23 protein-coding genes are annotated in these 24,250 nt (G+C 63.8%); 16 read left to right on the forward strand and 7 right to left on the reverse strand.

Translation table 11 applies throughout. The annotated features are described in order from the left end of the window. Both AArcCO_RS12460 and AArcCO_RS12465 read right to left on the reverse strand, forming a co-directional pair. On the reverse strand, window positions 1-1,566 hold the full coding sequence (locus AArcCO_RS12460) for a DNA-directed RNA polymerase subunit B'' (RefSeq protein ID WP_259533831.1): 1,566 nt from the start codon (window positions 1,564-1,566) through the stop codon (window positions 1-3). Continuing rightward, complete coding sequence (locus AArcCO_RS12465; RefSeq protein ID WP_259533832.1) at window positions 1,563-1,793, reverse strand: DNA-directed RNA polymerase subunit H; 231 nt, start codon at window positions 1,791-1,793, stop codon at window positions 1,563-1,565. The genes AArcCO_RS12460 and AArcCO_RS12465 overlap by 4 nt, the downstream gene beginning before the upstream one ends. Window positions 1,794-2,039: 246 nt before the next feature. Between AArcCO_RS12465 and AArcCO_RS12470 the strand changes: the two genes are divergently transcribed. Both AArcCO_RS12470 and AArcCO_RS12475 read left to right on the forward strand, forming a co-directional pair. Next, complete coding sequence (locus AArcCO_RS12470) at window positions 2,040-2,951, forward strand: MBL fold metallo-hydrolase (protein WP_259533833.1); 912 nt, start codon at window positions 2,040-2,042, stop codon at window positions 2,949-2,951. A gap of 82 nt (window positions 2,952-3,033) precedes the next feature. Next, on the forward strand, window positions 3,034-5,007 hold the full coding sequence (locus AArcCO_RS12475) for an AMP-dependent synthetase/ligase (protein ID WP_259533834.1): 1,974 nt from the start codon (window positions 3,034-3,036) through the stop codon (window positions 5,005-5,007). Between the two features lie 81 nt (window positions 5,008-5,088). On the opposite strand, the gene AArcCO_RS12480 is transcribed toward AArcCO_RS12475, so the two are convergent. The 4 genes from AArcCO_RS12480 to AArcCO_RS12495 all read right to left on the reverse strand — a co-directional run bounded on the left by AArcCO_RS12480 (window position 5,089) and on the right by AArcCO_RS12495 (window position 8,148). Further along, window positions 5,089-6,114, reverse strand: coding sequence for a disk-shape morphogenesis protein volactin (locus AArcCO_RS12480; RefSeq protein ID WP_259533835.1), 1,026 nt, complete (start codon window positions 6,112-6,114; stop codon window positions 5,089-5,091). Window positions 6,115-6,245: 131 nt separating this feature from the next. After that, window positions 6,246-7,148 carry a cell division protein CdpA domain-containing protein gene (locus tag AArcCO_RS12485; protein WP_259533836.1) on the reverse strand — a complete coding sequence of 301 codons (903 nt, stop codon included), beginning with the start codon at window positions 7,146-7,148 and terminating at the stop codon, window positions 6,246-6,248. Between the two features lie 120 nt (window positions 7,149-7,268). After that, window positions 7,269-7,478 (reverse strand): hypothetical protein, encoded by a 210-nt coding sequence (locus AArcCO_RS12490; RefSeq protein ID WP_259533837.1) that lies wholly within the window; start codon window positions 7,476-7,478, stop codon window positions 7,269-7,271. Between the two features lie 133 nt (window positions 7,479-7,611). After that, complete coding sequence (locus AArcCO_RS12495) at window positions 7,612-8,148, reverse strand: DUF5815 family protein (protein ID WP_259533838.1); 537 nt, start codon at window positions 8,146-8,148, stop codon at window positions 7,612-7,614. A gap of 179 nt (window positions 8,149-8,327) precedes the next feature. Here AArcCO_RS12495 and AArcCO_RS12500 point away from each other — a divergent pair, with 179 nt between their 5' ends. From AArcCO_RS12500 to AArcCO_RS12510, 3 genes are all read left to right on the forward strand, one after another. After that, window positions 8,328-9,143, forward strand: a complete 816-nt coding sequence (locus AArcCO_RS12500; protein ID WP_259533839.1) for a shikimate dehydrogenase — start codon at window positions 8,328-8,330, stop codon at window positions 9,141-9,143. A gap of 86 nt (window positions 9,144-9,229) precedes the next feature. Then, on the forward strand, window positions 9,230-9,754 hold the full coding sequence (locus tag AArcCO_RS12505) for a helix-hairpin-helix domain-containing protein (RefSeq protein ID WP_259533840.1): 525 nt from the start codon (window positions 9,230-9,232) through the stop codon (window positions 9,752-9,754). A 102-nt stretch (window positions 9,755-9,856) separates the two neighbouring features. Then, a complete protein-coding gene (locus tag AArcCO_RS12510) occupies window positions 9,857-10,804 on the forward strand; it encodes an ArsA family ATPase (protein ID WP_259533841.1) in 948 nt (315 codons plus the stop codon). A 40-nt stretch (window positions 10,805-10,844) separates the two neighbouring features. Here the strand turns inward: AArcCO_RS12510 and AArcCO_RS12515 are convergent, their stop codons facing one another. Further along, window positions 10,845-12,719 carry a TIGR04190 family B12-binding domain/radical SAM domain protein gene (locus tag AArcCO_RS12515; RefSeq protein WP_259533842.1) on the reverse strand — a complete coding sequence of 625 codons (1,875 nt, stop codon included), beginning with the start codon at window positions 12,717-12,719 and terminating at the stop codon, window positions 10,845-10,847. A gap of 201 nt (window positions 12,720-12,920) precedes the next feature. On the opposite strand from AArcCO_RS12515, the gene AArcCO_RS12520 reads away from it, so the two are divergent. The 11 genes from AArcCO_RS12520 to hypF are packed head-to-tail and all read left to right on the forward strand — an operon-like array spanning window position 12,921 to window position 23,651. Then, window positions 12,921-14,108 carry a hydrogenase small subunit gene (locus AArcCO_RS12520; RefSeq protein WP_259533843.1) on the forward strand — a complete coding sequence of 396 codons (1,188 nt, stop codon included), beginning with the start codon at window positions 12,921-12,923 and terminating at the stop codon, window positions 14,106-14,108. Between the two features lie 40 nt (window positions 14,109-14,148). Continuing rightward, entirely contained in the window at window positions 14,149-15,687 is a 1,539-nt protein-coding gene (locus tag AArcCO_RS12525) for a nickel-dependent hydrogenase large subunit (protein WP_259533844.1), read from the forward strand. Next, complete coding sequence (locus tag AArcCO_RS12530; protein WP_259533845.1) at window positions 15,680-16,642, forward strand: cytochrome b/b6 domain-containing protein; 963 nt, start codon at window positions 15,680-15,682, stop codon at window positions 16,640-16,642. Before AArcCO_RS12525 ends, AArcCO_RS12530 begins: the two co-directional genes overlap by 8 nt. 2 nt (window positions 16,643-16,644) lie before the next feature. Further along, window positions 16,645-17,199, forward strand: coding sequence for a hydrogenase maturation protease (locus AArcCO_RS12535; protein ID WP_259533846.1), 555 nt, complete (start codon window positions 16,645-16,647; stop codon window positions 17,197-17,199). Further along, window positions 17,196-17,402 (forward strand): hypothetical protein, encoded by a 207-nt coding sequence (locus AArcCO_RS12540; RefSeq protein ID WP_259533847.1) that lies wholly within the window; start codon window positions 17,196-17,198, stop codon window positions 17,400-17,402. The genes AArcCO_RS12535 and AArcCO_RS12540 overlap by 4 nt, the downstream gene beginning before the upstream one ends. Next, window positions 17,402-17,806, forward strand: a complete 405-nt coding sequence (locus AArcCO_RS12545; RefSeq protein WP_259533848.1) for a HypC/HybG/HupF family hydrogenase formation chaperone — start codon at window positions 17,402-17,404, stop codon at window positions 17,804-17,806. The genes AArcCO_RS12540 and AArcCO_RS12545 overlap by 1 nt, the downstream gene beginning before the upstream one ends. Then, entirely contained in the window at window positions 17,799-18,902 is a 1,104-nt protein-coding gene (gene hypD, locus AArcCO_RS12550; protein WP_259533849.1) for a hydrogenase formation protein HypD, read from the forward strand. Before AArcCO_RS12545 ends, hypD begins: the two co-directional genes overlap by 8 nt. A 2-nt stretch (window positions 18,903-18,904) precedes the next feature. Next, on the forward strand, window positions 18,905-20,047 hold the full coding sequence (gene hypE / locus AArcCO_RS12555; RefSeq protein ID WP_259533850.1) for a hydrogenase expression/formation protein HypE: 1,143 nt from the start codon (window positions 18,905-18,907) through the stop codon (window positions 20,045-20,047). Continuing rightward, complete coding sequence (locus tag AArcCO_RS12560; RefSeq protein ID WP_259533851.1) at window positions 20,047-20,448, forward strand: hydrogenase maturation nickel metallochaperone HypA/HybF; 402 nt, start codon at window positions 20,047-20,049, stop codon at window positions 20,446-20,448. Before hypE ends, AArcCO_RS12560 begins: the two co-directional genes overlap by 1 nt. A gap of 8 nt (window positions 20,449-20,456) precedes the next feature. Then, window positions 20,457-21,311, forward strand: coding sequence for a hydrogenase nickel incorporation protein HypB (gene hypB, locus AArcCO_RS12565; protein ID WP_259533852.1), 855 nt, complete (start codon window positions 20,457-20,459; stop codon window positions 21,309-21,311). Window positions 21,312-21,314: 3 nt separating this feature from the next. After that, complete coding sequence (gene hypF, locus AArcCO_RS12570; RefSeq protein WP_259533853.1) at window positions 21,315-23,651, forward strand: carbamoyltransferase HypF; 2,337 nt, start codon at window positions 21,315-21,317, stop codon at window positions 23,649-23,651. Window positions 23,652-24,250: the final 599 nt, after the last annotated feature.

Genomic DNA, 24,250 nt, shown 5'->3' on the forward strand with positions numbered 1-24,250 from the left:
TTAGTCGTCCGCCGTCGTTCGTTCGACGCCCTCGATTCCCGGGATCTCCTGGACCCCCATGGACGCCAGTTCCCGTTTGAGCCGCTGTTCGTCCTCGACGTTCTCCGACAGCTCCATCGCCTGCGCGAAGTTCTTCACCAGCCCACAGTTGGGGCCCTCGGGCGTTTCGGAGGGACAGATCCGTCCCCACTGTGTGGCGTGCAGGTCCCGTGCCTCGAAGTGGGGCTGTGAACGGGACAGCGGGGAGCGAAGCCGACGGAGATGCGAGAGAACGCCCATGTAATCGGTCCGGTCGACGAGCTGGGAGACGCCCGACCGGCCCCCCACCCAGTTACCCGTCGCGATCGGGTGTTCGAGCCGCTCGGTCAGGACGTCGGAACGGACGACCGTGCTGACCGTGAGGTTCCGGTTGCGCATGTTCGCCCGTTCGAGCTGGTATTTCACGTCGCGAGCGAGCTTGTTCAGCGCCGTCCGGAACAGGTCGGTCATCAGGTCTCCGGAAACCTTCAGCCGCTTGTTCGCGTAGTGGTCCTTGTCGTCGGCCTCCCGACGGCCGAGCGCGAGCTCGAAGCAGGCCTCCGCCATCCGGCAGAGGTAGTACGCCTTGTTGATCCGGACGTCCTCCTCGTCGACGCCCTCCTCGTGGAGATGCGGCAGCAGATACCGGTCGATTACGTAGTTGGCCCGCTTGAGCTGGTAGTTTTTGCCCTGGCCGGATGCGACGCGCTTGCCGAGCGTTTCGATGGCCTCCTCCTCGGTCTGGACTTCCGCCTCCTCCAGGTTCTCCAGCATGAACTTCACGATTTCCGGGTCGTCGGAGACCCGGTGAACGATCTCCTCGTCGGACTCGAGCCCGAGGGCGCGAACGAGCGTCACAAAGTTGATCGAGCCGGACACGGAGGGGAACGACACCTCGAGGATGCCGTCTCGGGTCCGTTCACACAACACGAGCGCGCGGTACCCGCGGCGCTGTGAGAACGTCTTCGCGACCTGGATCTCGTCGCCGTACTTGGTGTCGTACTCCGCGAGGATCTTGTTCGGCGCGAGGTCCTCGCTGGTCATCAACACGCGCTCGGAGCCGTTGACGATGAAGTAGCCGCCGGGATCGACGGGGTCCTCGCCGATGTCGATCCGTTCGGTTTCGGAAAAGCCCGCCATGTTGCACTTCTTCGATCCGACCATGATCGGCATCCGGCCGACCTTCGTCTCCGTGGAGTCGACGACGGTCTCCGGCTCCTCCTCGCCGCCGCGGACGATCGACATCTCCATGAACACCGGCGCGGCGTAGGTGATGTTCCGAAGACGTGCCTCCTGGGGGTACAGCAGTTCCTCGCTGCCGTCCGCCTCGCGCACGCGGGGGGTCGCAACCCGGACGTCGCCGAGTTCGACGTAAACGGGCTCTTGTCCCTCCTTGTCGCCGATGTCCGTGTCGATCGTCTCTTTCTCGTCGACGACCTGCTGCATCCCCCGGTCGAGGAAGTTGTTGAACGACCGGAAGTGGTGTTCGGCGAGCCGTTCCTCCGAGAAATACTCCCGCGAGATGACGCGTCTGTCCTGTCTGTTCATTCAACCACCAGTCGATACACGACTGCTCGGTCCGTCGTTCGGGAGTCCCGAATCACTTTCACCACGTCGCCGGGCTCTGCACCCTCGGGCAACGCGGGATCTGTACGCTTGATCTTGGGCAAATTCGTCTTCCGGACGTTGTACTCCTCGAGGACTTCCTCGACCGTCGAGGGATCATCGAGGAGAACGTGCTCCGGGACGAGTTCGTGTTGGCTTACGTCTACCATGGGTCTGGCTCGCTGTGGGGAGAAGCGGTCACGAGATACTACAGTCGATTAACAGGGCCACTCATTTAAGCGTTGCCAACCGCGACAGAAACGACCAGCTCATCGGACCGCGACGTGACAACTCGAAACATGAATGCGATAGGTAAAAAAGGTGACGCCGAACGCCCCGTTCGGACGGCGTCGTGGCGTCGTACTGCCGGAATCCGGAGGGAACGTTTTAAGCTCGCCCCAGCGAGCATCCGATACATGGCACGAGGCGAGCTGGAAACCGTTCCCGAAACGGAAGGAATATTTTACTACGATACGGGCATGTACGACGCCGACGAGTACGGATCGGTGTACGTCGTCGACGCCGAGGAGCCGGCCGTGATCGACACCGGCATCGGAACGAACCGCGAGGGACTGTTCGACGCGATCGAGGAGGCGCTCTCCGGGCGCGACCCGGCGTACGTCCTGCCGACACACGCCCACCTGGACCACGCTGGCGGTGCCGGCTATCTCGCCCGACGATATCCGGACGCGACCGTGCTCGCCCACGAACGGGCGGTCCCACACCTGATCGACCCCGAGCGCCTCGTCGAGGGAACGAAGGCCGCCGTCGGCGACCAGTGGAACTACTACGTCGAACCCGCCCCGGTCCCGGAGGATCGGATCGAGGGACTCGAAGACGGCGACGCCGTCGATCTCGGCGATCGGACGATCGACGTCCACGAAGCGCCCGGCCACGCCCCCCACCAGGTCGTCTTTCACGACCGGACGGCCGACGCGGTGTTCACCGGCGACGCCGCCGGGATCTACGTTCGCGACACCGACGAGATCAGGGTTACCTCCCCGCCCCCACAGTTCCACGCCAAACAGTGTATCGACGACGTCAAGCTGATCCAGACCCTCGAGCCCGAACTGCTCTGTTTCGGCCACTTCGGACCCCGAGAGTACGACGAAGGGCTGCTCGACGAGTACAAGCGATCGCTCGTGGAGTGGGTCGAAGCAGTCAAACAGAAACGCCGCGAACTCGGCGACGACGATGCCGTGATCGACCACTTCGTAAAGTACGCCAGCATCGTCGACGCCTGGGGTGAAGAGAAGAGCCGCGCGGAAGTCAGGCTGAACACGCGGGGCGCAATCGCGTATCTGGAGTACGTCGGCGAGGACGCCTGACTGCTCCCGAGGAGGAGTAGCGACGGAAGATAAACAGAAAACAGCCCAATTGTTTATTATAGATGAGCGAGAGTTTCCGAGCATGGACTGGAAAGGAGCCGAAGAGACGTACGAGAGTCCCGTACTCGGGACGGAAACGATCCCTCGAACGTTCGAGGAGAGCGTTTCACGGAACGCCGAACGGGTCGCTCAACGATACAAGGGCGGGGTGTACGACCGATCACTGGTGGCGGCAGGGGTGATTCCGGCGGCGGAGTCAGGCGGGTACAGCGACCTCACCTACGAAGAGATGCGCGAAATCGTCCGTCGGCTGGCCGCCGGATTCCGCGAGCTCGGCGTCGAGGCGGGCACCCGAGTGTCGATCTTCGCTCACACGCGCATGGAGTGGGCACAGACGGACTTCGGGGCGCTTGCCGCCGGCGGGATCGTCACCACCGTCTATCCAACCTCGTCGCGGAGCCAGTTGGCGTATCTGCTGGGGGACGCAGGATCGGAGGTCGTCGTCGCGGAGAACGAGCGCTTGCTCGAACGGACCCTCGCGGTGATGGAGGAGGAGCACGTCGACGTAGAGCACGTCGTCGTGATCGACGAGGTCGACGGGTACGACGACCACGAGGAGGTGATCACCCTCGGAAAGTTACACGATCGGGGCGCATCGGCGTTCGAGGAGGCCGACTACGACTCCTGGCTGGACGAACGGAGCGTCGACGACACCGCGAGTCTGATCTACACGTCGGGAACGACGGGTCAGCCGAAAGGCGTCCAGCTCACCCACCGGAACTTCCGGGAGAACGTAAACCAGTGTTATCGGCGGTTCGGTCCGCGTCCGGACCGCGATCCCGACGTGCCGGTCATCGACGCCGACGCCACGGCACTTTCGTTCCTGCCGCTCGCGCACGTCTTCGAGCGGCTGGCGGGTCATTATCTGATGTTCGCCGCCGGCGCAACCGTCGCGTACGCTGAGAATCCCGACACGCTCAGGGAGGATCTGAGTGTCGTTCGACCGAACGTGATGACGAGCGTTCCTCGGGTGTACGAGAAGCTGTACGCCGCTATCAGGGAGCAAGCCAGCGAGTCACCGGTCAAACAGCGGATCTTCGAGTGGGCGACCGACGTGGGCCGGGAGTATCACGCTTCGGAGAACCCGGGACCAGTGTTGAACCTGAAACGCTCGCTGGCAGACACGCTCGTCTTCTCGAAGGTGCACGAGGCGCTGGGCGATCGCATCGAGTTCTTCATCTCGGGCGGTGGGTCGCTCTCGGCGGACCTGTGTGCGCTGTATCACGGGATGGGGCTCCCGATCTACGAGGGATACGGGCTCACCGAGACCTCGCCGGTGATCGCGGTGAACCCACCGGAGAACCCACAGGTCGGAACGATCGGACCGCCGGTCGTCGACACCGAAGTAAAACTCGACGAGAGCCTCGTCGGGGAGGACGTCGCGAAAGACGCAGACGGACAGGTGGGCGAGCTGCTGGTCCGGGGCCCGCAGGTGTGTGGCGGCTACTGGAACAAACCAGACGAGACCGAAGCGGCGTTCGACACCGACGAGGAGGGCCGGGAGTGGTTCCGGACCGGAGACATCGTCGAACAGCGGGACGACGAGTACATCGTCTTCCGGGAGCGTGCAAAGCAGTTGCTCGTGCTCTCGACCGGAAAAAACGTCGCGCCGGGACCGATCGAGGACGCCTTCGCCGCAAACGAGTTCGTCGAACAGTGCGTCGTGATCGGCGACGGTCAGAAGTTCGTCTCCGCGTTGATTGTCCCCAACTTCGAGCGCGTCATTGAGTGGGCCGACGATCAGGGACACGACGTCCCGGACGATCGGGGGGAACTGTGTCGGGACGAACGCATCCACGACCGAATCGACCGGGAAGTAGACGAGGTAAACGAACGATTCGAGGAGCACGAGCGGATCAAGCAGTTCCGACTCGTTCCCGAGGAGTTCACCGAGGAGAACGATCTGTTGACGCCGACGATGAAAAAGAAGCGTCGGAACATCCTCGATCGGTTCTCGGACAAAATCGAGATGATCTACGAGGAACCGGTGGGGTAGCGCCCGGAACCGAAACGCGTCGCGCCAGTCCACCGCCGTCGCGCCAGTCCACCGCCGTCGCGTCAGTCCACCGCCGTCGCGTCAGTCCTCCGCTTCCACTTCCGTCGGCTCTTCCTGGGCGGGCTGTTCCTCTTCCTCCGAGCGGGCCGCCACCAGCGCCCCGCTGGCGACGCTGTAGAGCGGTTCGTCCGCTTGCCGGACGTCGCTGATCGAGAAGGGGATCGAGGCGTCCTCGAGGTGGTCGGCGAACAGTTCCTCGAATCCGGCGGGGCTCGAGGTACCGCCAGTGACGACGACGGGAACGTCGAGCCCCTCCTCGACGTCCTCCTCGTCGACCTCCCGGGAGATGTGCTCGATGACGTAATCCAGCAGGTTCTCGTAGTAGATCGCCAGCGCCCCCTCGACGCCGCCGACGTCCGTCCGGAAGTCGAGCTTGAAGTCGTCTTCCTTGATCGTGGTCACCTTGTCGACCGGCGTGCCGGTCGCCTGGGCGCTCTGTTCGTCGATCCAGTCGCCACCGCGGGCGATCGAGAACTTCATCACCGGCACCGCGTAGTAGGCGAGACAGACGTTGGTCATGCCCGCGCCGAAGCTGACGCCCAGGCCGGTGAAGTTGTTGTCCGCGAGCTCCGAGTAGATCACGGCCATCCCCTCGTTGATCGGCTCGGGATCGTAGCCCATGTCGCCCAGCATCGACTCGAGCGTCTTCTGGTGGTACAGCGTCGAGAGGTCCGAGTCGATTGGGTCCGCCGGGCTGGAGTAGAACAGCCGCTCGTCCTCGAAGGAGGGTTCGCCGACGACCTGCTCCGTGATGAGCTTGATCATGGGAATCGCTGACGACTCCTCACTGGAGAGGATCCCGTGCTGCATGGGACGGCGGGTCTCCTTGTTGAAGATGTTCGCGAAGTTCAAGGCGTCGTCGCCGACGACGTACACCTTGTCGTCCTTCCGGATGTGAAGGACTTCGCTGCGCGAAAGCATCTGCTCGGCCATGTCACTGTACTCGATCTCCACGAAGGAGTTGCGCTGCTGTACGAACACCGTCTCGGTAGCGTCCTGCCGCGCCGAGAGAATGTTCATCGTACCGACGTCGAGTCCCTTTGCCATGCTCGTAGAATCAGAGGCGTGGGTCATAAATATTGGTTCTCCCCAAAAGTCATGCAGTCCGCTCTCGCGCGGAGGAACCCGACCAGAACTAATCCCCCATTAAATGAGATTAGGGGGAGCCAGAAACTGGACTATAACCGGTCTTTGATCCGGTCGAACAAGCTGTCAGGTTCGCGTTCGACTTCGCGTTGCTGACGCTGCTTTTTGAGCTCCCGGAGTGCTGAGGCCTGGTCGTCGGTTCCGGAACCGCTCGCGGTCTGTTTCTCCCCGCCCTGCAGACGTCTCAGCCCGGACACCGCGTCGTCGACTGCGTCGCCGCTCGACCGGGCCGTCTTGGCCGAGTCGACCTCGAACCCGCGTCCGTCGATCTCCTCTGTCCCCGTGTTCAACTCGAGCCGGCGCGTCTCCGACCGTTCGATACCGCCCCAGGAAAGTTCTGCATCGCCGAGTTCGCGCTCGATGTCTGCACGCACCTGTTCGTCCGTGACCGCCTCGCCGTCGTCGGGGACGTCAGCCGCCGAACTCCCAGCAGCTGCAGCTTCCGGCGCGACATCGGGAGCAGCCCGCTGGACGCTGTGGGCGACGAGCGCTGCGCCGGTGGCAGCGACGACGCCTGCGAGTCCGAGACTGTAGATTCCCGCGCCGGTCGCGCTGTAGTCGGGAGCCCCCGAGACGTTCCAGTGGTACGGATACGCCCAGACGAACAGCCCGATCGCTGCCAGACAGACGACGCTGCCGGCACCGGTGAGATACAGCGCCCGCCTGTCGACTGGAAGCAGAACGACGACACCCGAGAGCAGCGCCGGTAATCCCACCGCCCCCGCGACGGCCGCGACCTGTCTGACGGCGTACAGCCCCATTTCGTCGGCGGTGATCCCGTCGCTCACGAGAAAGAGGACGACGCCCGCGAACCCGATGGCGATCCCGCCGAAGAACAGTGCAAACCCCGCATATATGTCGACCGCCTCCTCCGGGTCACCGACGTATTCGCGGTAAAGCCGGACGAGACGACCGTCCTCTTCGGAGGTTTCCATACGCCCCCCTACAAACTCGATTGGCATGATTGTTCCCCCCGTCGGGACGACGTGGTTGTGACGGTGCCTCGGTAGTCTCCGGAAAACAGTTCGTTCGACGAGCCGGCAGCGACGCTGCCCTCAGGTGTTGAGGCGATACCGATACGGGTTGTCGGTGATAACCTCGACCTCGCCGCGGCGAGCCCAGCGGCCGAGGACGGTTGCGACACGGTGTGTGCTGTCGATTTCCTCGTCGTCGAGCAGCGCGAGGATCTCCCGCGCTGTCAGCGGCTCTTCGGCGTCGGCCAGCACACCCCGTATCCGTTCGAACTCTCGCTGTCGGGTGTGCATATGTCTTACACACGTTCCGTATTCACATATAATTCAGTGAGACAGGGGTCATACACGTGTCAGACACCGGTTTCGGCGGAATACGGGATCGACATCCACCCACGGTCACAGTCCCCTCTCGACAGCCGGCTCGTTATCGGTCGTCGTACGGCGACTCCGCCTCGAAGTTGCGATCTGCGCGGTACTCCTCGACGAACTCTTCGACGTCGAACTCCAGCATCTGTCGTTCGAACTCCGAAAGCTCATCCTCGTCCCCGTGACTGACCGCATGTTCCATCAGTTCGACGATCAGTTCGACGATGATCTCGTGGAGCCGGCGGGAGTCGAACTCCGAGACCCAGAGGAGGCCACAGCCGACGTCGGGCTCGTCGGTCGCGTCGTGTGACACGACCGATCCCGGGAACTCCTCGATTACCATACCCATTACATGCGGCATGTCGAACTCGGACAGCTCCTCGCTCGTCGTCTCCGTCACCTCCCGGAGGATCTCCACCAGAAACTCCGGCAGGAACCGCGTCGCGGGATGGACATCCATCACGACGGCGTGTGTGGCGCCACAATCGCAGGCTAACTCCCGCATCCCAAGATCGAGGTCAGTGACAGCGATAGCTTCGCCACAGGGAAGTTCGAGTCTATCGTCCGACTCCCCCGGAACGCGCGGCTGGCTCATACAGGGTCTTGGACCGGTCCCGTAAAAGGTGAGCGTTCCCCAGGGCTACGACGAGTCCGATCAAAAGAAGCGGTTCGACCGGTCCCGTAAAAGGTGAGCGTTCCCCCTTCCGAGAACGTTCTCCGCCCCCGGAAGCTCGCCCCGGACAACTCATATGGCTGGGCGACGACGCCACGGCCATGCAGGTGTACGGACTGGTCGGAAATCCGGTCGGGCATTCACTCTCGCCCCCGATGCACGAGGCCGCATACGACGCGTGCGGGCTGGACGCCCGCTACGTCACGTTCGAACCCCACGCCGACGCGATCGCGGCGGCAATCGACGGGGCCGAAACACTGGGCATCGATGGGCTCAACGTCACGATCCCGTTCAAGGAGGACGCGCTCGCGGCAGTCGACGCCGACGATCTCGCCGCCCGCGTCGGCGCGGTCAACACGATCGATTTCACCGAAGCGGGACCGAAGGGGTACAACACCGACACCGACGGCGTCAGACGGGCGTTCGCCCACCACGACGTCGGGCTCCGCGGGGCCGAGGCGGTCGTCGTGGGCGCCGGCGGCGCCGGCCGTGCGGCGGCCTTCGCGCTCGGGGACGCCGGCGCGGCGGTACACATTACAAACCGGACCGCGGAACGGGCGGAGACGCTCGCGGACGCCGTCGAGGGAACGACAGACCGGACGGTCACCGCCGGTGGGCTCGACAGCCTTTCGGAAACCGTTCCCGACGCCGACGTGCTCGTCAACGCCACGAGCGTCGGCATGGAGTCCGACGAGACCCCCGTCGACGCGGCCCTCCTGCACGGGGGGCTCGCAGTGCTGGATGCAGTGTACACACCGCTGGAAACCCGGCTGCTCCGGGACGCGGAGGCAGTCGGGGCGACGACGATCGACGGGGCGTGGATGCTGCTTTATCAAGGCGTCGAGGCCTTCGAGATCTGGACCGGCGAACGAGCCCCAGTCTCCCGGATGAACGAGGCGCTTCGAGCTCACCTGTGAGGACCGCGTCGGCCGAAACTGGAAACCGGCAGCACGCGACGACGTCGGCGGACGTTTAAATAGTCCCCTGCCGTACGCATCTCGTAATGGCGCTCCTGCAGAAACTGAAAGAGCTTCTGGGTATCGGCGGAGGCGACGACAGGACGGAACGTGGCGACACCGAAGTGACCGTAGAGCGGGATCCCGATCCCGAATCCGGGCCCGAGCCCGAATCCGGGCCACCGGGAGAAGCAGACGAAGGCGAGGGGGCTGACGACGAATCGACCGACGAGACTCCCGAAGGACGCGAAGAACCGACCGGAGAAGCCGACGGCGAGGAACCGACCGGTGAGGCCGACGAAGACGCAAAAGAGGATCGAACGGAAGACCACGAAGACGACGGCGACGCGGACGAGACCGCCGGCGAGGAACTCGCCGAAGAATCCGACGACGGGGAGCCGGTGCAGAAGATAAAGGGGATCGGCCCGGCGTACGCGGACCGTCTCGGAGAGATCGGTATCCACACGGTCCCACAGCTCGCTGCGGCCGACCCCGGAGCAGTCGCCGAGGGGGCGAAGGTCGGCGAAGGACGGGCGAGTACGTGGATCGAACGGGCAAACGAACAGCAGTAGCAGTCCCCCGGTTTCTTAAGTCAGTACCCGTTCGAATCGAGTCAAGCCCGCGCGATGGGAACTGTCGAAGCGCCCATATGCCGACCGGGGGAACGCCCGAACATGACCTCGCTGAGTGATCTCGAAGACGGCCCCCGGATGGTCGCAGTGACGGGGAAAGGAGGGGTCGGAAAGACGACGTGTTCGGCTGCGGCCGCGGTGCAGTTCGCCCGCGCCGGACAGCGCACGCTGTTGCTGTCGACCGACCGGTCGCCGTCGCTGTCCGATATCCTCGAAAGAGACGTGTTCGGCGAGACAACGTCTGTCGACGGGGTCGACCGTCTGGACGCTGTGGAGATGGACTACGAACGGCTACGAGAAGACTGGAAGCAAACCTACGGCGAGGACATCTATCACGTCTTCTCGTCGTTTCTTGGCGTCGGCAGGGAGGTCATCGATTACGCCGCGAAGGCGCCGGGGGTCGTCGAGGAGTTCGTCATGAGCTACATTCTCGATCGGTTCGAGGGTGACGTCTACAACCGGATCGTCTGGGACACGGCACCGGCCGGGAGCACGATCTCGCTTCTGGAGCTGCAAGAGGAGTTCTACGAGCACCTCGGAACCGCACCGAAGATATACGCCGATCTCCGGTCACTCGCCCGGGGAGAAATAAAAAAGCGACCCGGCGAGCTGTTCGACGAGTGGCGCGAACTCGCCGCCGACTGTCTGGAGATGGTCCAGGGGGACGGAACGGCGTTCGTGGTCGTGACGATCCCGGAAGGGCTCGGCGTCAACGAGACCGACCGAATCATCGACGACCTCGAGGACCACGATCTCGAGGTCCGACGGGTCGTTGCGAACATGGTGCTTTCGGACGTCACCGAGGAAGACTGTACACACCATCGCGAGCGCGCAGAAATGCACGCGGAGTACATGGACGTCCTCCAGGATCGATACGCCGACGAGTACGGGCTGGCAACCGTGCCGCAACTCCCCCGGGAGGTAAAAGGGCTGGAAGCGATCGAAACGGTCGCAGACACGCTGTTCGACGCGTCCGAATCGCTGGAGTGACGTCCGACCGCGTCGGTGCCGTCCGAGTGTCGCCGTCCCGTCACCGACGGCCGGGATCTCTCGAGGTGCTCGCAGCGACGGTGTCCGAGGGAGCCCGTATCGATCGGATCAACATTCTCGCACCGAGCGTTCCGAGCGAAAGGACGCTCCGGAGCCCTTCGTTCGTCCACGTAAGTTCGTCGTTCCCACAGATACTGTACTCCCCGAACTCGCCGAGTTCGTCGTGGAGCTGAGCGAGCCGGTCTTGCTGTTCCGATTCGGGGAGCTGGACGATCTCGTCGACGGTAGCGATCACCTCCTGAGACTTCTCGAGCCGGGTTTTGACGTCGTGGTACGTCTCCGCGTCGATCACGCCGAACTCGTGTTTGAGTTCGTTCATCCCGAACGCGGCGTCGTAGGTCGCCTCGACGATCTCGTCGCGGGTCATCCACTCGGTTTCGTAACTCAGCATGTGTTTCCAGCTGGGCTGGAGAAGCTGTTCTCGGTGGTCCTCGAGCGTCTCACAGAACCGTCGATATCCGTACTCTTCGGGGTTTTCGAACCCCGGACTTCCCGGATCGAGAAACGGCGCGAGCGGTGCGGTGAACGGTGCGATCCGCTCGTCGTCGATCGTCTCGAAGAGGTGGCGGGCGTACGTCACGTCGCCGACCGCGTCGTCGTACGTCTGCTGGGGTAATCCGACCATGAAAAACAGGTCGATCTTGTTACAGCCGTGGTCCAGCGCCAGCTCCAGGGTTCGTTCCAGCTCCTCGTTCGACGTCGCGAACTTCCCGACGTTCTGTCTGACGGTTTCGTCGTGCGACTCGATGCTGAGCTGGAGACTGTAGTTCTCGGTCGCGCGATCGAACAGTTCGAACAGTTCCTCGTCTGCCGGGCCGAACAGTTCGAAAATGAACTCGTTTTCCACGTCGACCCCCTCTAAGAGCCGGAGAAACTCCCTCGCGAAGTCAGGGCCCCCCATGCGGATGTCGTGGATGACGAAGATCGGCCCTTTCGAGAACGCAGTGATGTCTCTGATGTCACGGACCAGCTGCTCCGGCGATCGAAACGCCGGTGAGGAGCGGTTGACCACTTCCCGATAGGCGCTGCACGCGCCGCCACAGAAGGTGCAGTCCCGAGCACATCCCCGGGAGGTCAAAAGAAGCGTCACCGGATCGTCGAGCCAGTTGCGATACGGGATCGTCTTCTTGATGCTGCCGTACTTCACGACCGACCTGAGAACGTATTCGTAGGAAGGAATCGAGACGTAATCGAGGTGAGATGGGACGAACTCGAGTGGATTGACCACGGTCTCGCCATCCTCCTTCCAGGTGAGGTTATCCACCTCGTGGAGGCTGCCGCCGTTCTCCAGGCGGTCGACCAACTGCAACATCGGCTCCTCGGTCGAATCGCCGCGGACGACGTAATCGACACAGTCGTACTCGATCAACTCCTCGTGGTAGTACGAGGAACTCAATCCCCCGAAAATCACGGGGGAATCCGGGTGATACTTCTTGACGAGACGAGCAATTTCGATGGATCCGTGGGAGTGGGGCAGCCAGTGAAGATCGATCCCGAAGTACTTCGCCTGCGACCGCTCGATCTCGGCCTCTGCGTCGTAGTCGGCGTCCGAAAGCATCTGGTTCGCGAGATTGACAATCTGGACGTCGTGGCCGTTCTCCTCGAGGTAATCCGCTATACTCGTTAGCCCGACGGGATACATTTCGAACACCGGTGACGACGGGATGACGTCGCTGATCGGACCGAAAACCTCCGTACGGTTCCGGAAGTCGTAGACACTGGGCGGGTGAAAGAAGACGAGATCGGGCGTAGAACGGAACGGTGAAGCGCGTGCAGCAACAGCTTTGCCCGCTTTTCGAACCGTCCGCAGTGGCGAGAGGCCGCCGCCGGAAGAGTTGATAGTATCGTTAGTCACGAGGAATCCCTCACGCCCGAAATGAGGCCGGACGAACCCATAACTGAAGCGGCTATTCCAGCTAAACGACAATAGCGACGGCGTCGAACCTACTTCGGCTATTAAAACATAGCGATAATCAACTGAAATCGAGGAGCGGATTCCCAATAGATGAGAATTTGTTGTCCATTTCAATTAATATAAACGTTAATAATGAACTGCATGTCAACACTTTCCAATACGTCTCGACGGAACTTCCTTCGGCTGGCGGGGGCGACAGCCGCAGGATCCGTCATCGCCAACCACTCGACGGAGATCGCCTCCGCCTTCGAGCGGGCGTCCGAGGGGAACATGGACGTCGTCTGGCTCCAGGGACAGGCGTGTACGGGCTGTACAATCTCGACGCTACAGGCCCAGTATCCGACGCTCGAGGAGGCGCTCCAGCAGTTCCGACTCGACGTGACCTTCCACCCGACGATCATGCCGGAGGCCGGTCCAGCGGCGATAGATGCGATGAGCGACGAGCCGGACATCCTCATCGTCGAGGGATCTGTCCCCGTCGACATTCCCGAGGCGGCGACGGTCGGTCGAAACCCCGACGGTTCGGCAAAGGCGGTCGTCGACTGGGTGATGGAACTGGCTCCGGAGGCGGAACTCGTCGTCGCGGTCGGTAACTGTGCCTCGTTCGGGGGCTGGCCGGCTGCCCAGAACAAGAAAAGACTCTACGGTCTGGGCGACAACGTCACTGGCGCGAAAGGGCTCCAGTTCGAGAAGCGCAGCGCAGGGGGCGTGTTGGGGCCCGACTTCACCTCCGGCGCCGACCTCCCGGTCGTCAACCTGGGCGGCTGTCCGCCCAACCCGGATTACGTGCTGTTGACGCTGGCGACCGTCCTCAACGGTCACATTCCCGAACTCGATCGATACCACCGTCCGAAGCCCTTCTACGAGCCGCTCGTGCACGACAACTGTCCGCTGCGGGGGTACTTCGACCGTGGCGAGTTCGCAGACAAACCTGGCGGGGAGGGCTGTCTGATAAAGCAAGGCTGTGCCGGTCCGTACACCCACTGCGACGACATGAGCCGGCTGTGGAACGACGGGACGAGCGTCTGTCTGAACGTGGGCTCCCCCTGTATCGGCTGCATGGAGCCCGGATTCTGGGATCGGTTCTCGCCGTTCCGCGAAGACATCGAGAGCGCCGCCATTCTCGGGAACGTCAGCGCTACCCACGCGGGGGCGGCAGGCGTCGTCGCGGCCGCAGCCGGCATCGGCGCTCACGTCGCCCGGAAGGCGATGGGCTACGGGAAGTTCGACGACGGGGGAGAACCGCCCGAGAACGAGGGACCGCCCGGAAACCAGGGACCCTCCGATACCCAGGACCCGCCCGAGAAACCGGAGTCGAACGCCGACTGACGGATCGAACTGAAACTGACCACACGAACACACGACACACATGCCAGAAATCACGATCGATCCGACGACGCGAATCGAAGGCCACCATGGAACCACCCTGCAGGTAGAGGACGGGGTCGTCCAGGAGGCGAAAAGCGAGATGAAGATGTTCCGGGGTGCAGAGATAATCACGCTCGGTCGTCCGCCAACGGACGCCGCCCAGATCACCGGGATGGTGTGTGGCGTCTGTTTCCTCTGTCACCGACTGTGCTCCTCGAAGGCGGCCGAAGACGCCGCAATGAACGCCGGCGTCTTCGATGGCCCGCCGCGGAACGCGGTGCTGCTTCGGGACGCGGCGGAAGGTATCTTCTACCTGTGGAACCACGCCGTCCACCTGTTCGCCCTGGTCGGACCCGACTACAGCGATGCAGTGGCGGGAACCGGTTTCGACCGACTGGATCCGCTCGAGGGCGACGGCTACATGGGTGCAATCGAGAACCAGCGCAAGCTCATGAAGGCGCTCGCAGAGTTCGGCGGCCGCGCGCCCCACCCGGTCGGCTACGTCCCGGGCGGTCTCGCGATCCATCCCGACGCCTCGACGATCGCGTCGGTGAAGTCCCGCGTAATGGAGGTCAGCAACTGGCTCGGACCCACCGAGGCCGTCCCGGACGTGATCGAGAACGTCCAGGCTGGTGAACTGGATCCCGAACTCGGCGAGGGGTTACACGACATCGTCTCGATCCTCGTGGCTGCAGCCGAGTTGGGCGCCGCCGACATCGGCGAGGGGCCGAACCGGTACTACAGCAACGGCATCTTCGAGGACCCCGAGACCGGCGAGCTCTTCCTGCCGCGCGGGGTCTATCGCGACGGCTCGATCGAACTGATGACCAAAGAGGAGGTCGTCGAGGGCATCACAGAGGACACCGAATACTCCTGGTACACGGACGACTCGGGAGGGGCTCCGACCGAAGCAAAGCCGCCGGAGCCGGACCTCGACAAGGACGAGGCCTATTCGTGGGGCAAGGCCCCGCGGTTCGACGGGGAGTCGATGGAGGTCGGCCCGCTCGCCCGTCTCGTCATCAAGGACGCGGACCCGTTCGACCTCCGGGAGACGCTGGGCGGGGGCGCCGACGAGAGCAACACGCTCAATCGGCTGATCGCCCGCGCCCAGGAGGCGCTTCTGGTCCGCGACCAGGTGCTCGAGTGGCTCGACGCGATCGACCCCGCCGAGCCGTTCATGGCCGACGACTGGACCGACGACTTCACCGGATCCGGCGTCGGTCTGTTCGAACCGTCCCGTGGTGCACTCTCCCACTACATGGACGTCGAGAACGGACAGATCGAGCGCTACCAGATCATCACGCCGACGCTGTGGAACATCGGACCACGCGACGGCGAGGGACAGCCCAGCATCTTGGAGGAGGCGATCGTCGGAGACGAAGTCGACAACGTCGACAACCCGCTGAACATCCTCCGGACGATCCGATCGATGGACCCCTGTCTCGCCTGTGCGGTCCACGTCCAGAGTCCGGACGGAGAGTTCGAGACTGAGATCGAACCGGCCCGGCCAGGCATCTCGGAGGGGGGATGTGATGTCTGAGAAAAGCGCCGACCCCCGGGAGGTGAACCGCCAGACGGCCGACAACTCCGCCGACGGGTGGCTCACGAGGCTCTGGCTCGACGTCGCCGAGCGCTACGAGCGGTACCAGTACCTCGAGGAGGAGGACAAGGAGATACTGGACTGGCACGGGTGGGGATCTATCGTCTCCCACTGGTCGATGGTACTCGTCACGCTGCTCGCGGCGGCGACCGGTCTCGCGATCTGGACCGGCTGGTACGGGCCGTTGAACATCGGCATCTGGGACGGCTACCACGTCGCGTTCGTGATCCACATCTGGGCGGGAGTCCTGCTTGCAGTGTTTGCTTTGCTACTGTTCCCGTACTACGATCTTGTCGTCGACGGAGAGTCGCCGCTGATCAGCCGCGAACAGGTCAAAGATCAGATCGTCATCACGCTTTCGTTCCTCGGACTGGCCAGTTACATCCCCGGATACAAGAAGGCCCGACGGACGTACGACGAGACGACCGGCGAGTGGGCCGGCTACCACCCGATGCAGACGGCGTTCTGGTATGCGACCTGGTTCTTCGCGATCCTCCTGACGCTTTCGGGATTCGCACTCTGGGCGGAACTCGCGACGGATCCGGCGTGGTGGATCGCCGGAATCGGCTTCCTGGCAGGGACCGTCGCCTACGAGACCATGCTCCGGATCCACTTCCTGGCGACGATCTTCTTCCTCGTCTCGGTAGGGGTTCACGCGTACTTCCCGCTGTGTCCGAGCAACCACGACCTGCTGTTCTCGATTATCCACGGGAAACTGTACGGATGGAGAGTCGACGAGGAGAGCCGACCCGAACGTCGGGGAGAAACGCGATCGAAAGACAGGCTCACAAAGCGGTTCGACGCGATCTCGAAGCGTCTCGGCACCAGCACGGACGTCCAGGAACAGCTCGGCTCCGAGGCCGACGAAAAAGCCGAAGAGGCGGATTCGAAGTGACGATGACGGGATCGTCCCTGAACGCCCGGTCGGCGGCGGCAAAACGACGCGACGAAATCGATTGTGCCGAGATTGCGGTGGTCGGCGTCGGGAATCCGATCATGGGCGACGACGGCGTCGGGAAGCGCGTGATCGACGAGCTGGAGACGTCGTCCGACGAGCGGACGAACGGCGTCGTGCTCACGCACGCCGGAACGACCGCGTTCTTCGCGCTGGAGGCGATGAGTGGCTGCCGGAAGGCGATCGTCGTCGACGCGATCGAGACCGGAGCGGAACCGGGGACAGTCCACAGGTACAGGTACGTCGACGGCGCCTTCGCCGGCGAAGTCCCGGAGATGACGATGCACGACTTCTCGTTTGCAGAGGCGCTGCGGGCGGGACGAGACGCGTACGACATCCCGGACGAACTGCTGGTGTTCGGCATCGAGCCCGCCCGGATCGAGGCGACCCTGGAGCTGAGCGACCGAATCGAACGCGGGGTCCCCGAACTGGTGGATCTCGTACTCGAGGAACTCGCGACCAAATCTACACGTATCGATGGAGGAGATGAACCATGAGCTCACAGTGGTACTGTACGGACTGTGAAACGTACATCGACACCGAGGAAATCGAGGAACACGAGGCCGACGACCACACCGTGAAAGGGACACTTCGGCCCGACAGACTGCTCGGCAACGATCCCTGGAACATGCAGATCGAGGCCGACGGGGAGATCGACTCCGCCCCGAGTGTGCGCAGAGACGAGGGGGGTGATGAGTGATGTGTCTCGGTATCCCAGGGGAGATCCTCGAGATCGACGGCCTCACGGCGCGGGCGGAGTTCTGGAACGTCGAAAAGGAGGTCAGACTCGACATCGTCGGCGACGAGGTCGAGGTAGGCGACTACGTCCTGAATCACGCCGGGTTCGCGATCCGGAAGATCCCCGACGACGACGTCGAGGAGACGATCGAACTGTACGAGTCGCTGCTCGCGGGCGACGAGGACGAGGCGCTCGAGGAGATCGGCGCGACCGACGCCACCCTCGAGTTCGGTGACCGGCCCGCCGCCGTCGACTCGCCAGCGGCCACGACGACGATCGACGGGATCGCCCAGCGCCCCGAGGCCGGTTCGCGGACAGCCTCGGAGGACTCGACGGAGAAGTCGGAGCGTGACGCGGATGAGTGAGGAGACACTCCAGTTTCGCGACCCCGAGCAGGCCGAGCAGCTTGCCGACCGGCTCGAGGCGCTGATGGCCGAGATCGACGGATCGGTGAACCTGATGCACGTCTGTGGCTCCCACGAGCAGGCGATCGCGAAGTTCGGGCTCCGGAGCATGCTCCCCGACGGGCTCTCGCTCCGGATGGGGCCGGGGTGTCCCGTCTGCGTGACGAACATGCCGGAGGTCGACGAGGCCGTCGCAGTCGCGAAACAGGGGGCGATCGTCGCCACCTACGGCGACATGTTCCGGGTCCCGGGGACGACACAGAGCCTCGCGGACGCCCGGGCGGACGGCGCTCGCGTCGAGATCGTCTACTCGGCAAGCGAGGCGGTCGACCTCGCCGAGGAGAACCCCGACGAGGAGGTCGTTTTCTTCGCGACGGGGTTCGAGACGACCGCCGCCCCCACTGCGGCGATCCTGGTCGACGATCCCCCGGAGAACTTCTGGGTGCTTTCGGCCCACAAGTACGTCCCGCCGGCGATGGAGGTCGTCGCAGAGATGCCCGACACCGACATCGACGGCTTCCTGGCGGCAGGCCACGCGGCGACCATCACCGGCTACGGGCTCTTCGAGCCGTTCGTCGAGGAGTACGAGATACCAGTCGTCGTGGGGGGCTTCGAGCCGGTCGACGTCATGCTCGGAATCGAGCGGTTGCTCGAGTACATCCGCGAGGACACTGCCGGACTGGAGAACGCCTATCCCCGGTGTGTGACCCGGGAGGGGAACCGGGCCGCACTCGAGACGATGTGGTCGGTCTTCGAGAAGACGTCCGGCGAATGGCGCGGGATCGCCGAAATTCCGGGGGCGAACCTCACCCTCAGGGAGGAGTACGCCGACTACGACGCCCGGGAACGATTCGACGTCGAACCGGAAACCGGGGGCCCCGACCCGCTGACCGAACAGTGCGTCTGCGGCGACATCATGGCCGGCAAGGCCGACCCCGACGAGTGTGACCTGTTCGGCGAGGAGTGTACGCCCGGCAATCCGGTGGGCGCCTGCATGGTGAGCAGCGAGGGAACCTGCAAGATCTGGCACGAGTACGGGGGACACCCGGACCTCTAACGATGGCCAGTGACAGCACACCGGAGACGGACAGGGACGAATCGGGCGGCGGCTCGGGTAACGAATCGGGCGGCGGCTCCCCCGACGGCTCCGGTGACGACTCCGGCGAGGTCGTCACCCTCGCCCACGGAGCCGGCGGAGAGGCGATGCGGTCGCTGGTCGACGAACTCGTCGTGCCCCGGTTCACGGACGGCGATCGGACGGCCGGAGTCGGCGAGGGTGGTGTCGGACTGGCGGCGCTGGACGACGGGGCGGTCCACCCGATCGGCGACGGCTCACAAGCGATCGTCGTGACCACCGACAGCCACGTCGTGACGCCCAGGTTCTTCCAGGGCGGCGACATCGGCCGGCTGGCCGTGGCGGGAACCGTAAACGACCTCGCTGTGATGGGGGCGACGGAACCGCTCACTCTCACCTGTTCGTTCGTGCTCGAAGAGGGGACCCCGATCGCCGACGTCGAACGCGTCGTCGAGTCGATGCGGAAAACTGCCCGGGAGGCCGGCGCGACGATCTCGACGGGCGACACGAAGGTGATGGGCAACGGCGAGATCGACGGGATCGTGATAAACACCGCCGGGATCGCGCACGTGGATGCCGGCGACGCAGTGACCGACGCCGGTCTCCGACCGGGTGACGCAGTGATCGTCAGCGGGACGATGGGTGATCACGGGATCGCGCTGCTCGCCGAACGCGAGGGGTTCGACTTCACGGGTGATTTGAAAAGCGACGTCGCCCCGGTGAACGACCTCGTCCGGGCGGCGATGGCGGCCGGCGAGGTGACGGCGATGAAAGACCCCACCCGCGGGGGGCTGGCGAATGCGCTCAACGAGATGGCCGATAAGGCGGACGTCGGAATCGACGTGGTCGAACGTGACATTCCGGTCTCGGGAGCGATCGCCTCCGCGGGCGAGGTGCTCGGAATCGACCCGTTCGCGGTCGCCAACGAAGGGAAGGTCGTGTTCGGGGTGGATCCCGGCGACGCGGATGCAGTCCTCGAAGCGATCAAAGACCGTCCCGGCGGCCAGGAGGCCGCGATCGTCGGGCACGCAACCGAGGAACATCCCGGGCGCGTCGTCGTCGACACCGGCTTCGGCCGTCGATACATGAGCGAACCAGAGGGGGAAACCCTCCCCCGGATCTGCTGATGCACGAGATAAGCGTCGCCTCCGGCATCCTCGACCGCGCGATCACGGCGGCGGAGGAACACGGCGCCGACCGGATCGACGCGATCACGATCGAGATCGGCCGGGCGACCCACGTCAATCCCGAGCAGCTCGTGTTCTGCCTCGAGACGATCGCGGATGGAACGGCGGGCGAGGGCGCGACCGTCCGAACCGAGACCGTGGATCCGGTTGCGGTATGCGACTGCGGCTGGCGCGACGAACCCGACGATCTGGGACTGGTCGGCGGGTTCGCGCCGGACGTCCGCTGTCCGGAGTGTGGTGAGCGGACTGAACTCGTCCGGGGACGAGAGTGCCGGCTCGCGAGCATCGAAGTACCGGAGGCTGGTGACAGGACCGAGCAGACAGCTACCCAGGAGCGTTGAGAGGACACATGCACTACGAGAGGACGATCCGACCGATCCGACTGTACCGAACGAACCGAGCCACTCTCCCGCCGGTTCGGTGGCTCGAGGAACTCGCAGATCGCCTGGGGGCGGCCCGGGCCCACCGGTTCGGCCACGGGGACCACGATCACGGCGAGAGCGCAACCGACGCCGAGGCCGACGTGCTGGCGGCGATCCGGGAGCGCGCCGGCGAGATCCACGAGACGCTCGCCCACGACCACGGCGTGTTCGCCGTGGAGTTCGTGGGCTCCACCGGCGGCGGAAAGACGAAACTCATCGAGGAACTGCTCGAACGCGCCCCGACGGACGAACAGATCGGCGCGATCGTGGGCGACGTCGCCGGCGAGGACGACGCGACCCGGCTCCGCGAGTACGGGATCCCCGTCGAGAACGTCAACACCGGCAAGGAGTGTCACCTCGATCCGGGCGGGATCGAGACGGCGCTCTCCGCGTTCGATCTCGAGGAACTGGACACGCTGTACGTCGAGAACGTCGGTAACATGGTGTGTCCGGCGGACTTCCCGCTGGGCGCGACCGTCCGGGTGCTCGTGGTCAGCACCACCGAGGGCGACGACGTGGTCGCCAAACATCCCCTCCTGGTGCAGAAGTGCGACGCGGCGGTCGTAAACAAGGTCGACCTCGCCGAGGCGGTGGGAACCGACCTGGATCGGGTTCGGGCCGACCTCGCGCGGGTTGCCCCCGACGTTCCGGTGTTCGAAACCGACGCGAGCTCCGGGGCGGGCGTCGACGAACTCGGAGATTTCCTGGAGTCGAAACGCGGAGAGCACGGTCACCACGGGCACGATCACGAACACGACCGAGTTCACCATCCCGGCGAGTAGCTAATGACAGGCTCACGAGTCCGTGTCGACCTCACCGTGCAAGGCGTCGTCCAGGGAGTCGGGTTCCGCCCGTTCGTCTACCGGCGGGCAACCGACCACGACCTGTCCGGCACGGTTCGAAACACTGGTGACGCCGGGGTCGAAATCGAACTTGAAGGGGACGCCGGGAGCGTGGAGGCGTTCCTTGCGGATCTCCGAGAGCGACCGCCGCCGCTCTCCCGGGTCGAGTCGGTCGAGGTCGATCGAAGAGACGAAAGCGGGGACTCCACGATCGGAGGAAGCGAGGAGTTCCGAATCCTCCAGTCGACCGACGACGACGGTGGTTCGGGAACGATCCCGCCCGACACCGGAATCTGTGATCGGTGTCTCGAGGACGTCCGGGATCCGGAGTCGCGATACCACCGCTACTGGGCGACCTCCTGTGTGGATTGTGGCCCCCGATACACGGTCATCCGAGAGTTGCCGTACGACCGACCGCGCACCTCGATGGACGCGTTTCCGATGTGTGACGCCTGCCGAACGGAGTACGAGAACCCTGCCGATCGACGCTATCACGCCCAGACGATCGCCTGTCCCGACTGCGGGCCAACGCTGTCGCTTCTGGAACCGGTCGACGGGGGGGCCAGTCCGGGCGCACAGCGCCGGGAACGCGCGACCGGTCCGGAGGCGATCGACGAGACGGCGCGACGGCTCGCCCGCGGAGAGATCGTCGCGATCAGGGGTATCGGCGGCACGCATCTGGCGTGTGACGCAACCGATCCCACGGTCGTACAGCGGTTGCGCGAGCGAACGAACCGCCCGGGGAAGCCGTTCGCGGTGATGACACCGTCGGTCGACCGGATCCGGTCGTTCGCCCGAGTCTCGGAGACAGAACGGGAGCAACTCGAGGACGTCCGTCGACCGATCGTCGTCCTCGAACGGGACGACGAGGACTTGCTCGGCGCCGTCGCACCCGGACTCCACACTGTCGGGGTGATGCTCCCGTACGCGGGACTTCACCACCTCCTGTTCGAAGAAGCCGTAACCGAAGGGAAACACGTGGCCTCCAGGATCGAGGGTCCGCTCGTAATGACGAGTGGAAACATGCCCGGAGATCCAATGTGTACGTCAGTCGACGAGATCTTCGGGAGCCTGTCCGGCGTGATCGATGCCGCGCTGGTTCACGATCGAGAGATCGTCGCCCGGTGTGACGACAGTGTCGTGCGCGTCGTCGACGGCGACCGACGGTTTCTCCGGCGATCCAGGGGGTGGATCCCTCAACCGTTGCCTCGCCAGTCCGAGGGATCACCGACGCTGGCGCTCGGAGCGGAGTTCGACAGCACCGTTGCGCTGGCTCGCGACGACGAGGTGTTTCCCTCTCAACATCTCGGCGACGTCGACGATCCGGCAACCGAGAGGTTCCTCCGGGAAACGGTCGATCACCTCGCCGAACTGCTGGGGGTCGATCCGAGCGTCGTCGCCTGCGACGCTCATCCGAACTTCCTCACGAGCAAACTGGCCGCGGAGTACGCCACCGAGGAACCGATCCGAGTGCAACATCATCACGCCCACGCGGCCTCGCTTCTGGGCGAGCACGACCGCGACCGGGCGATCGTAATCGCCGCCGACGGCACCGGCTACGGCCCCAACGGGACGATCTGGGGGGGCGAGGTGCTCGACGCGACGAGAGGCTCCTTCGAGCGGATCGGAGGGCTCGGAACGTTCCGCCTGCCGGGCGGAGAGGCGGCGATCGAACGGCCGGCGCGGATTCTCGCGAGCCTGCTTTCGGATCCAGATCGGATCGACGAATTGCTGATCGAGCGGGCAGCGCTTTCACCCGCCGATGCATCGACCGTGCGACAGAGCCTGGAGGCGGGAGTGAACGCGCCGGAAACGACGAGCGCCGGCCGGTTCCTCGACGCGATCGCCGCGCTCGTCGGGGTCGGGACCGAGCGACGGTACCAGGGCGAACCTGCGATCAGGCTCGAGGCAGCCGCTTCCGGACACGATCCGGTCGACATCGAGATCCCGTACCGACGGCGCGACGGCGATCGAGTGGTCGACGTGAATCGCCTGACAGAGACTCTCGAAACACTACTCGAGAGGGAACCGGCAGCCGTCGTCGCCGCGACAGCCCAGGACGCGCTGGCGCGGGGGCTCGCCGAGATCGCAGTCGACGTGGCCGTCGATCGGGACGTCGACGCGATCGGATTCACCGGCGGCGTGGCGTACAACGAGGCCATTTCCCGACGGATCCGGGAAACCACCGAATCTGTGGGGTTGGCGTTCCTCGGCCACGAGCAGGTTCCGCCTGGCGACGCCGGGATCGCGTACGGACAGGCGGTCGTCGCGACGGAATGACTGTGGACGACGGAGAGAGTCGACGAACATATAGAATCAGAATATAATAAATATATTTTATATGATTGTCGAATCCGAGCAATCCGATTCGAACGTGTCAAACACTGCCGAGAACAGGAAAAAGTCGAAGCCGACGAATTAGAGCAGATAACAGTGCGAGTAATAGTGTAATAAACACGTGCAAACAAAACCTGCCGAACTGTAAACAAACCTGTCGAACGACGACGAAATCCCTCGACAACAGGGATCGAAAAGCCGGCGTTCTCGTCCTATTCGATACGAGATAAACCAAAGTTACCACCAGTTGTGTCGAGATAAGGAAGGACCGACGGTTATTACCATAAAATATATATTAAACCCGAATAAACAGATTAATTATATTTTCTACCGCACTACCGCACTACCGCGCTCGAAGGGTCGGAGCCGTCCGTCAACAGACGGTCATAGCGTTCGCTGGCCAAAAAATATATAGTGTTCTATACTAATATATACCAATACAGATCGTCGGAAGGCTGTCGGTACACGTTCGTACCCCTTCGGACCCGAATATATACGTATTACAACATTATTTGAGCGGCGACCGAATACAGTTACGCGAT

Source organism: Halalkaliarchaeum sp. AArc-CO, from assembly GCF_024972735.1.
GTDB lineage: Archaea > Halobacteriota > Halobacteria > Halobacteriales > Haloferacaceae > Halalkaliarchaeum.

Bases quoted from the DNA above. Each gene is read 5' to 3' on its own strand.
- hypE (WP_259533850.1), top strand. From the start codon at position 18,905: ATGGCCAGTGACAGCACACCGGAGACGGACAGGGACGAATCGGGCGGC.
- AArcCO_RS12470 (WP_259533833.1), top strand. From the start codon at position 2,040: ATGGCACGAGGCGAGCTGGAAACCGTTCCCGAAACGGAAGGAATATTT.
- hypD (WP_259533849.1), top strand. From the start codon at position 17,799: ATGAGTGAGGAGACACTCCAGTTTCGCGACCCCGAGCAGGCCGAGCAG.
- AArcCO_RS12490 (WP_259533837.1), bottom strand. From the start codon at position 7,478: ATGCACACCCGACAGCGAGAGTTCGAACGGATACGGGGTGTGCTGGCC.
- AArcCO_RS12530 (WP_259533845.1), top strand. From the start codon at position 15,680: ATGTCTGAGAAAAGCGCCGACCCCCGGGAGGTGAACCGCCAGACGGCC.
- AArcCO_RS12535 (WP_259533846.1), top strand. From the start codon at position 16,645: ATGACGGGATCGTCCCTGAACGCCCGGTCGGCGGCGGCAAAACGACGC.
- hypB (WP_259533852.1), top strand. From the start codon at position 20,457: ATGCACTACGAGAGGACGATCCGACCGATCCGACTGTACCGAACGAAC.
- AArcCO_RS12460 (WP_259533831.1), bottom strand. From the start codon at position 1,566: ATGAACAGACAGGACAGACGCGTCATCTCGCGGGAGTATTTCTCGGAG.
- AArcCO_RS12510 (WP_259533841.1), top strand. From the start codon at position 9,857: ATGACCTCGCTGAGTGATCTCGAAGACGGCCCCCGGATGGTCGCAGTG.
- AArcCO_RS12540 (WP_259533847.1), top strand. From the start codon at position 17,196: ATGAGCTCACAGTGGTACTGTACGGACTGTGAAACGTACATCGACACC.
- AArcCO_RS12485 (WP_259533836.1), bottom strand. From the start codon at position 7,148: ATGGAAACCTCCGAAGAGGACGGTCGTCTCGTCCGGCTTTACCGCGAA.
- AArcCO_RS12475 (WP_259533834.1), top strand. From the start codon at position 3,034: ATGGACTGGAAAGGAGCCGAAGAGACGTACGAGAGTCCCGTACTCGGG.
- AArcCO_RS12500 (WP_259533839.1), top strand. From the start codon at position 8,328: ATGCAGGTGTACGGACTGGTCGGAAATCCGGTCGGGCATTCACTCTCG.
- hypF (WP_259533853.1), top strand. From the start codon at position 21,315: ATGACAGGCTCACGAGTCCGTGTCGACCTCACCGTGCAAGGCGTCGTC.
- AArcCO_RS12480 (WP_259533835.1), bottom strand. From the start codon at position 6,114: ATGGCAAAGGGACTCGACGTCGGTACGATGAACATTCTCTCGGCGCGG.
- AArcCO_RS12495 (WP_259533838.1), bottom strand. From the start codon at position 8,148: ATGAGCCAGCCGCGCGTTCCGGGGGAGTCGGACGATAGACTCGAACTT.
- AArcCO_RS12525 (WP_259533844.1), top strand. From the start codon at position 14,149: ATGCCAGAAATCACGATCGATCCGACGACGCGAATCGAAGGCCACCAT.
- AArcCO_RS12560 (WP_259533851.1), top strand. From the start codon at position 20,047: ATGCACGAGATAAGCGTCGCCTCCGGCATCCTCGACCGCGCGATCACG.
- AArcCO_RS12545 (WP_259533848.1), top strand. From the start codon at position 17,402: ATGTGTCTCGGTATCCCAGGGGAGATCCTCGAGATCGACGGCCTCACG.
- AArcCO_RS12520 (WP_259533843.1), top strand. From the start codon at position 12,921: ATGTCAACACTTTCCAATACGTCTCGACGGAACTTCCTTCGGCTGGCG.
- AArcCO_RS12465 (WP_259533832.1), bottom strand. From the start codon at position 1,793: ATGGTAGACGTAAGCCAACACGAACTCGTCCCGGAGCACGTTCTCCTC.
- AArcCO_RS12505 (WP_259533840.1), top strand. From the start codon at position 9,230: ATGGCGCTCCTGCAGAAACTGAAAGAGCTTCTGGGTATCGGCGGAGGC.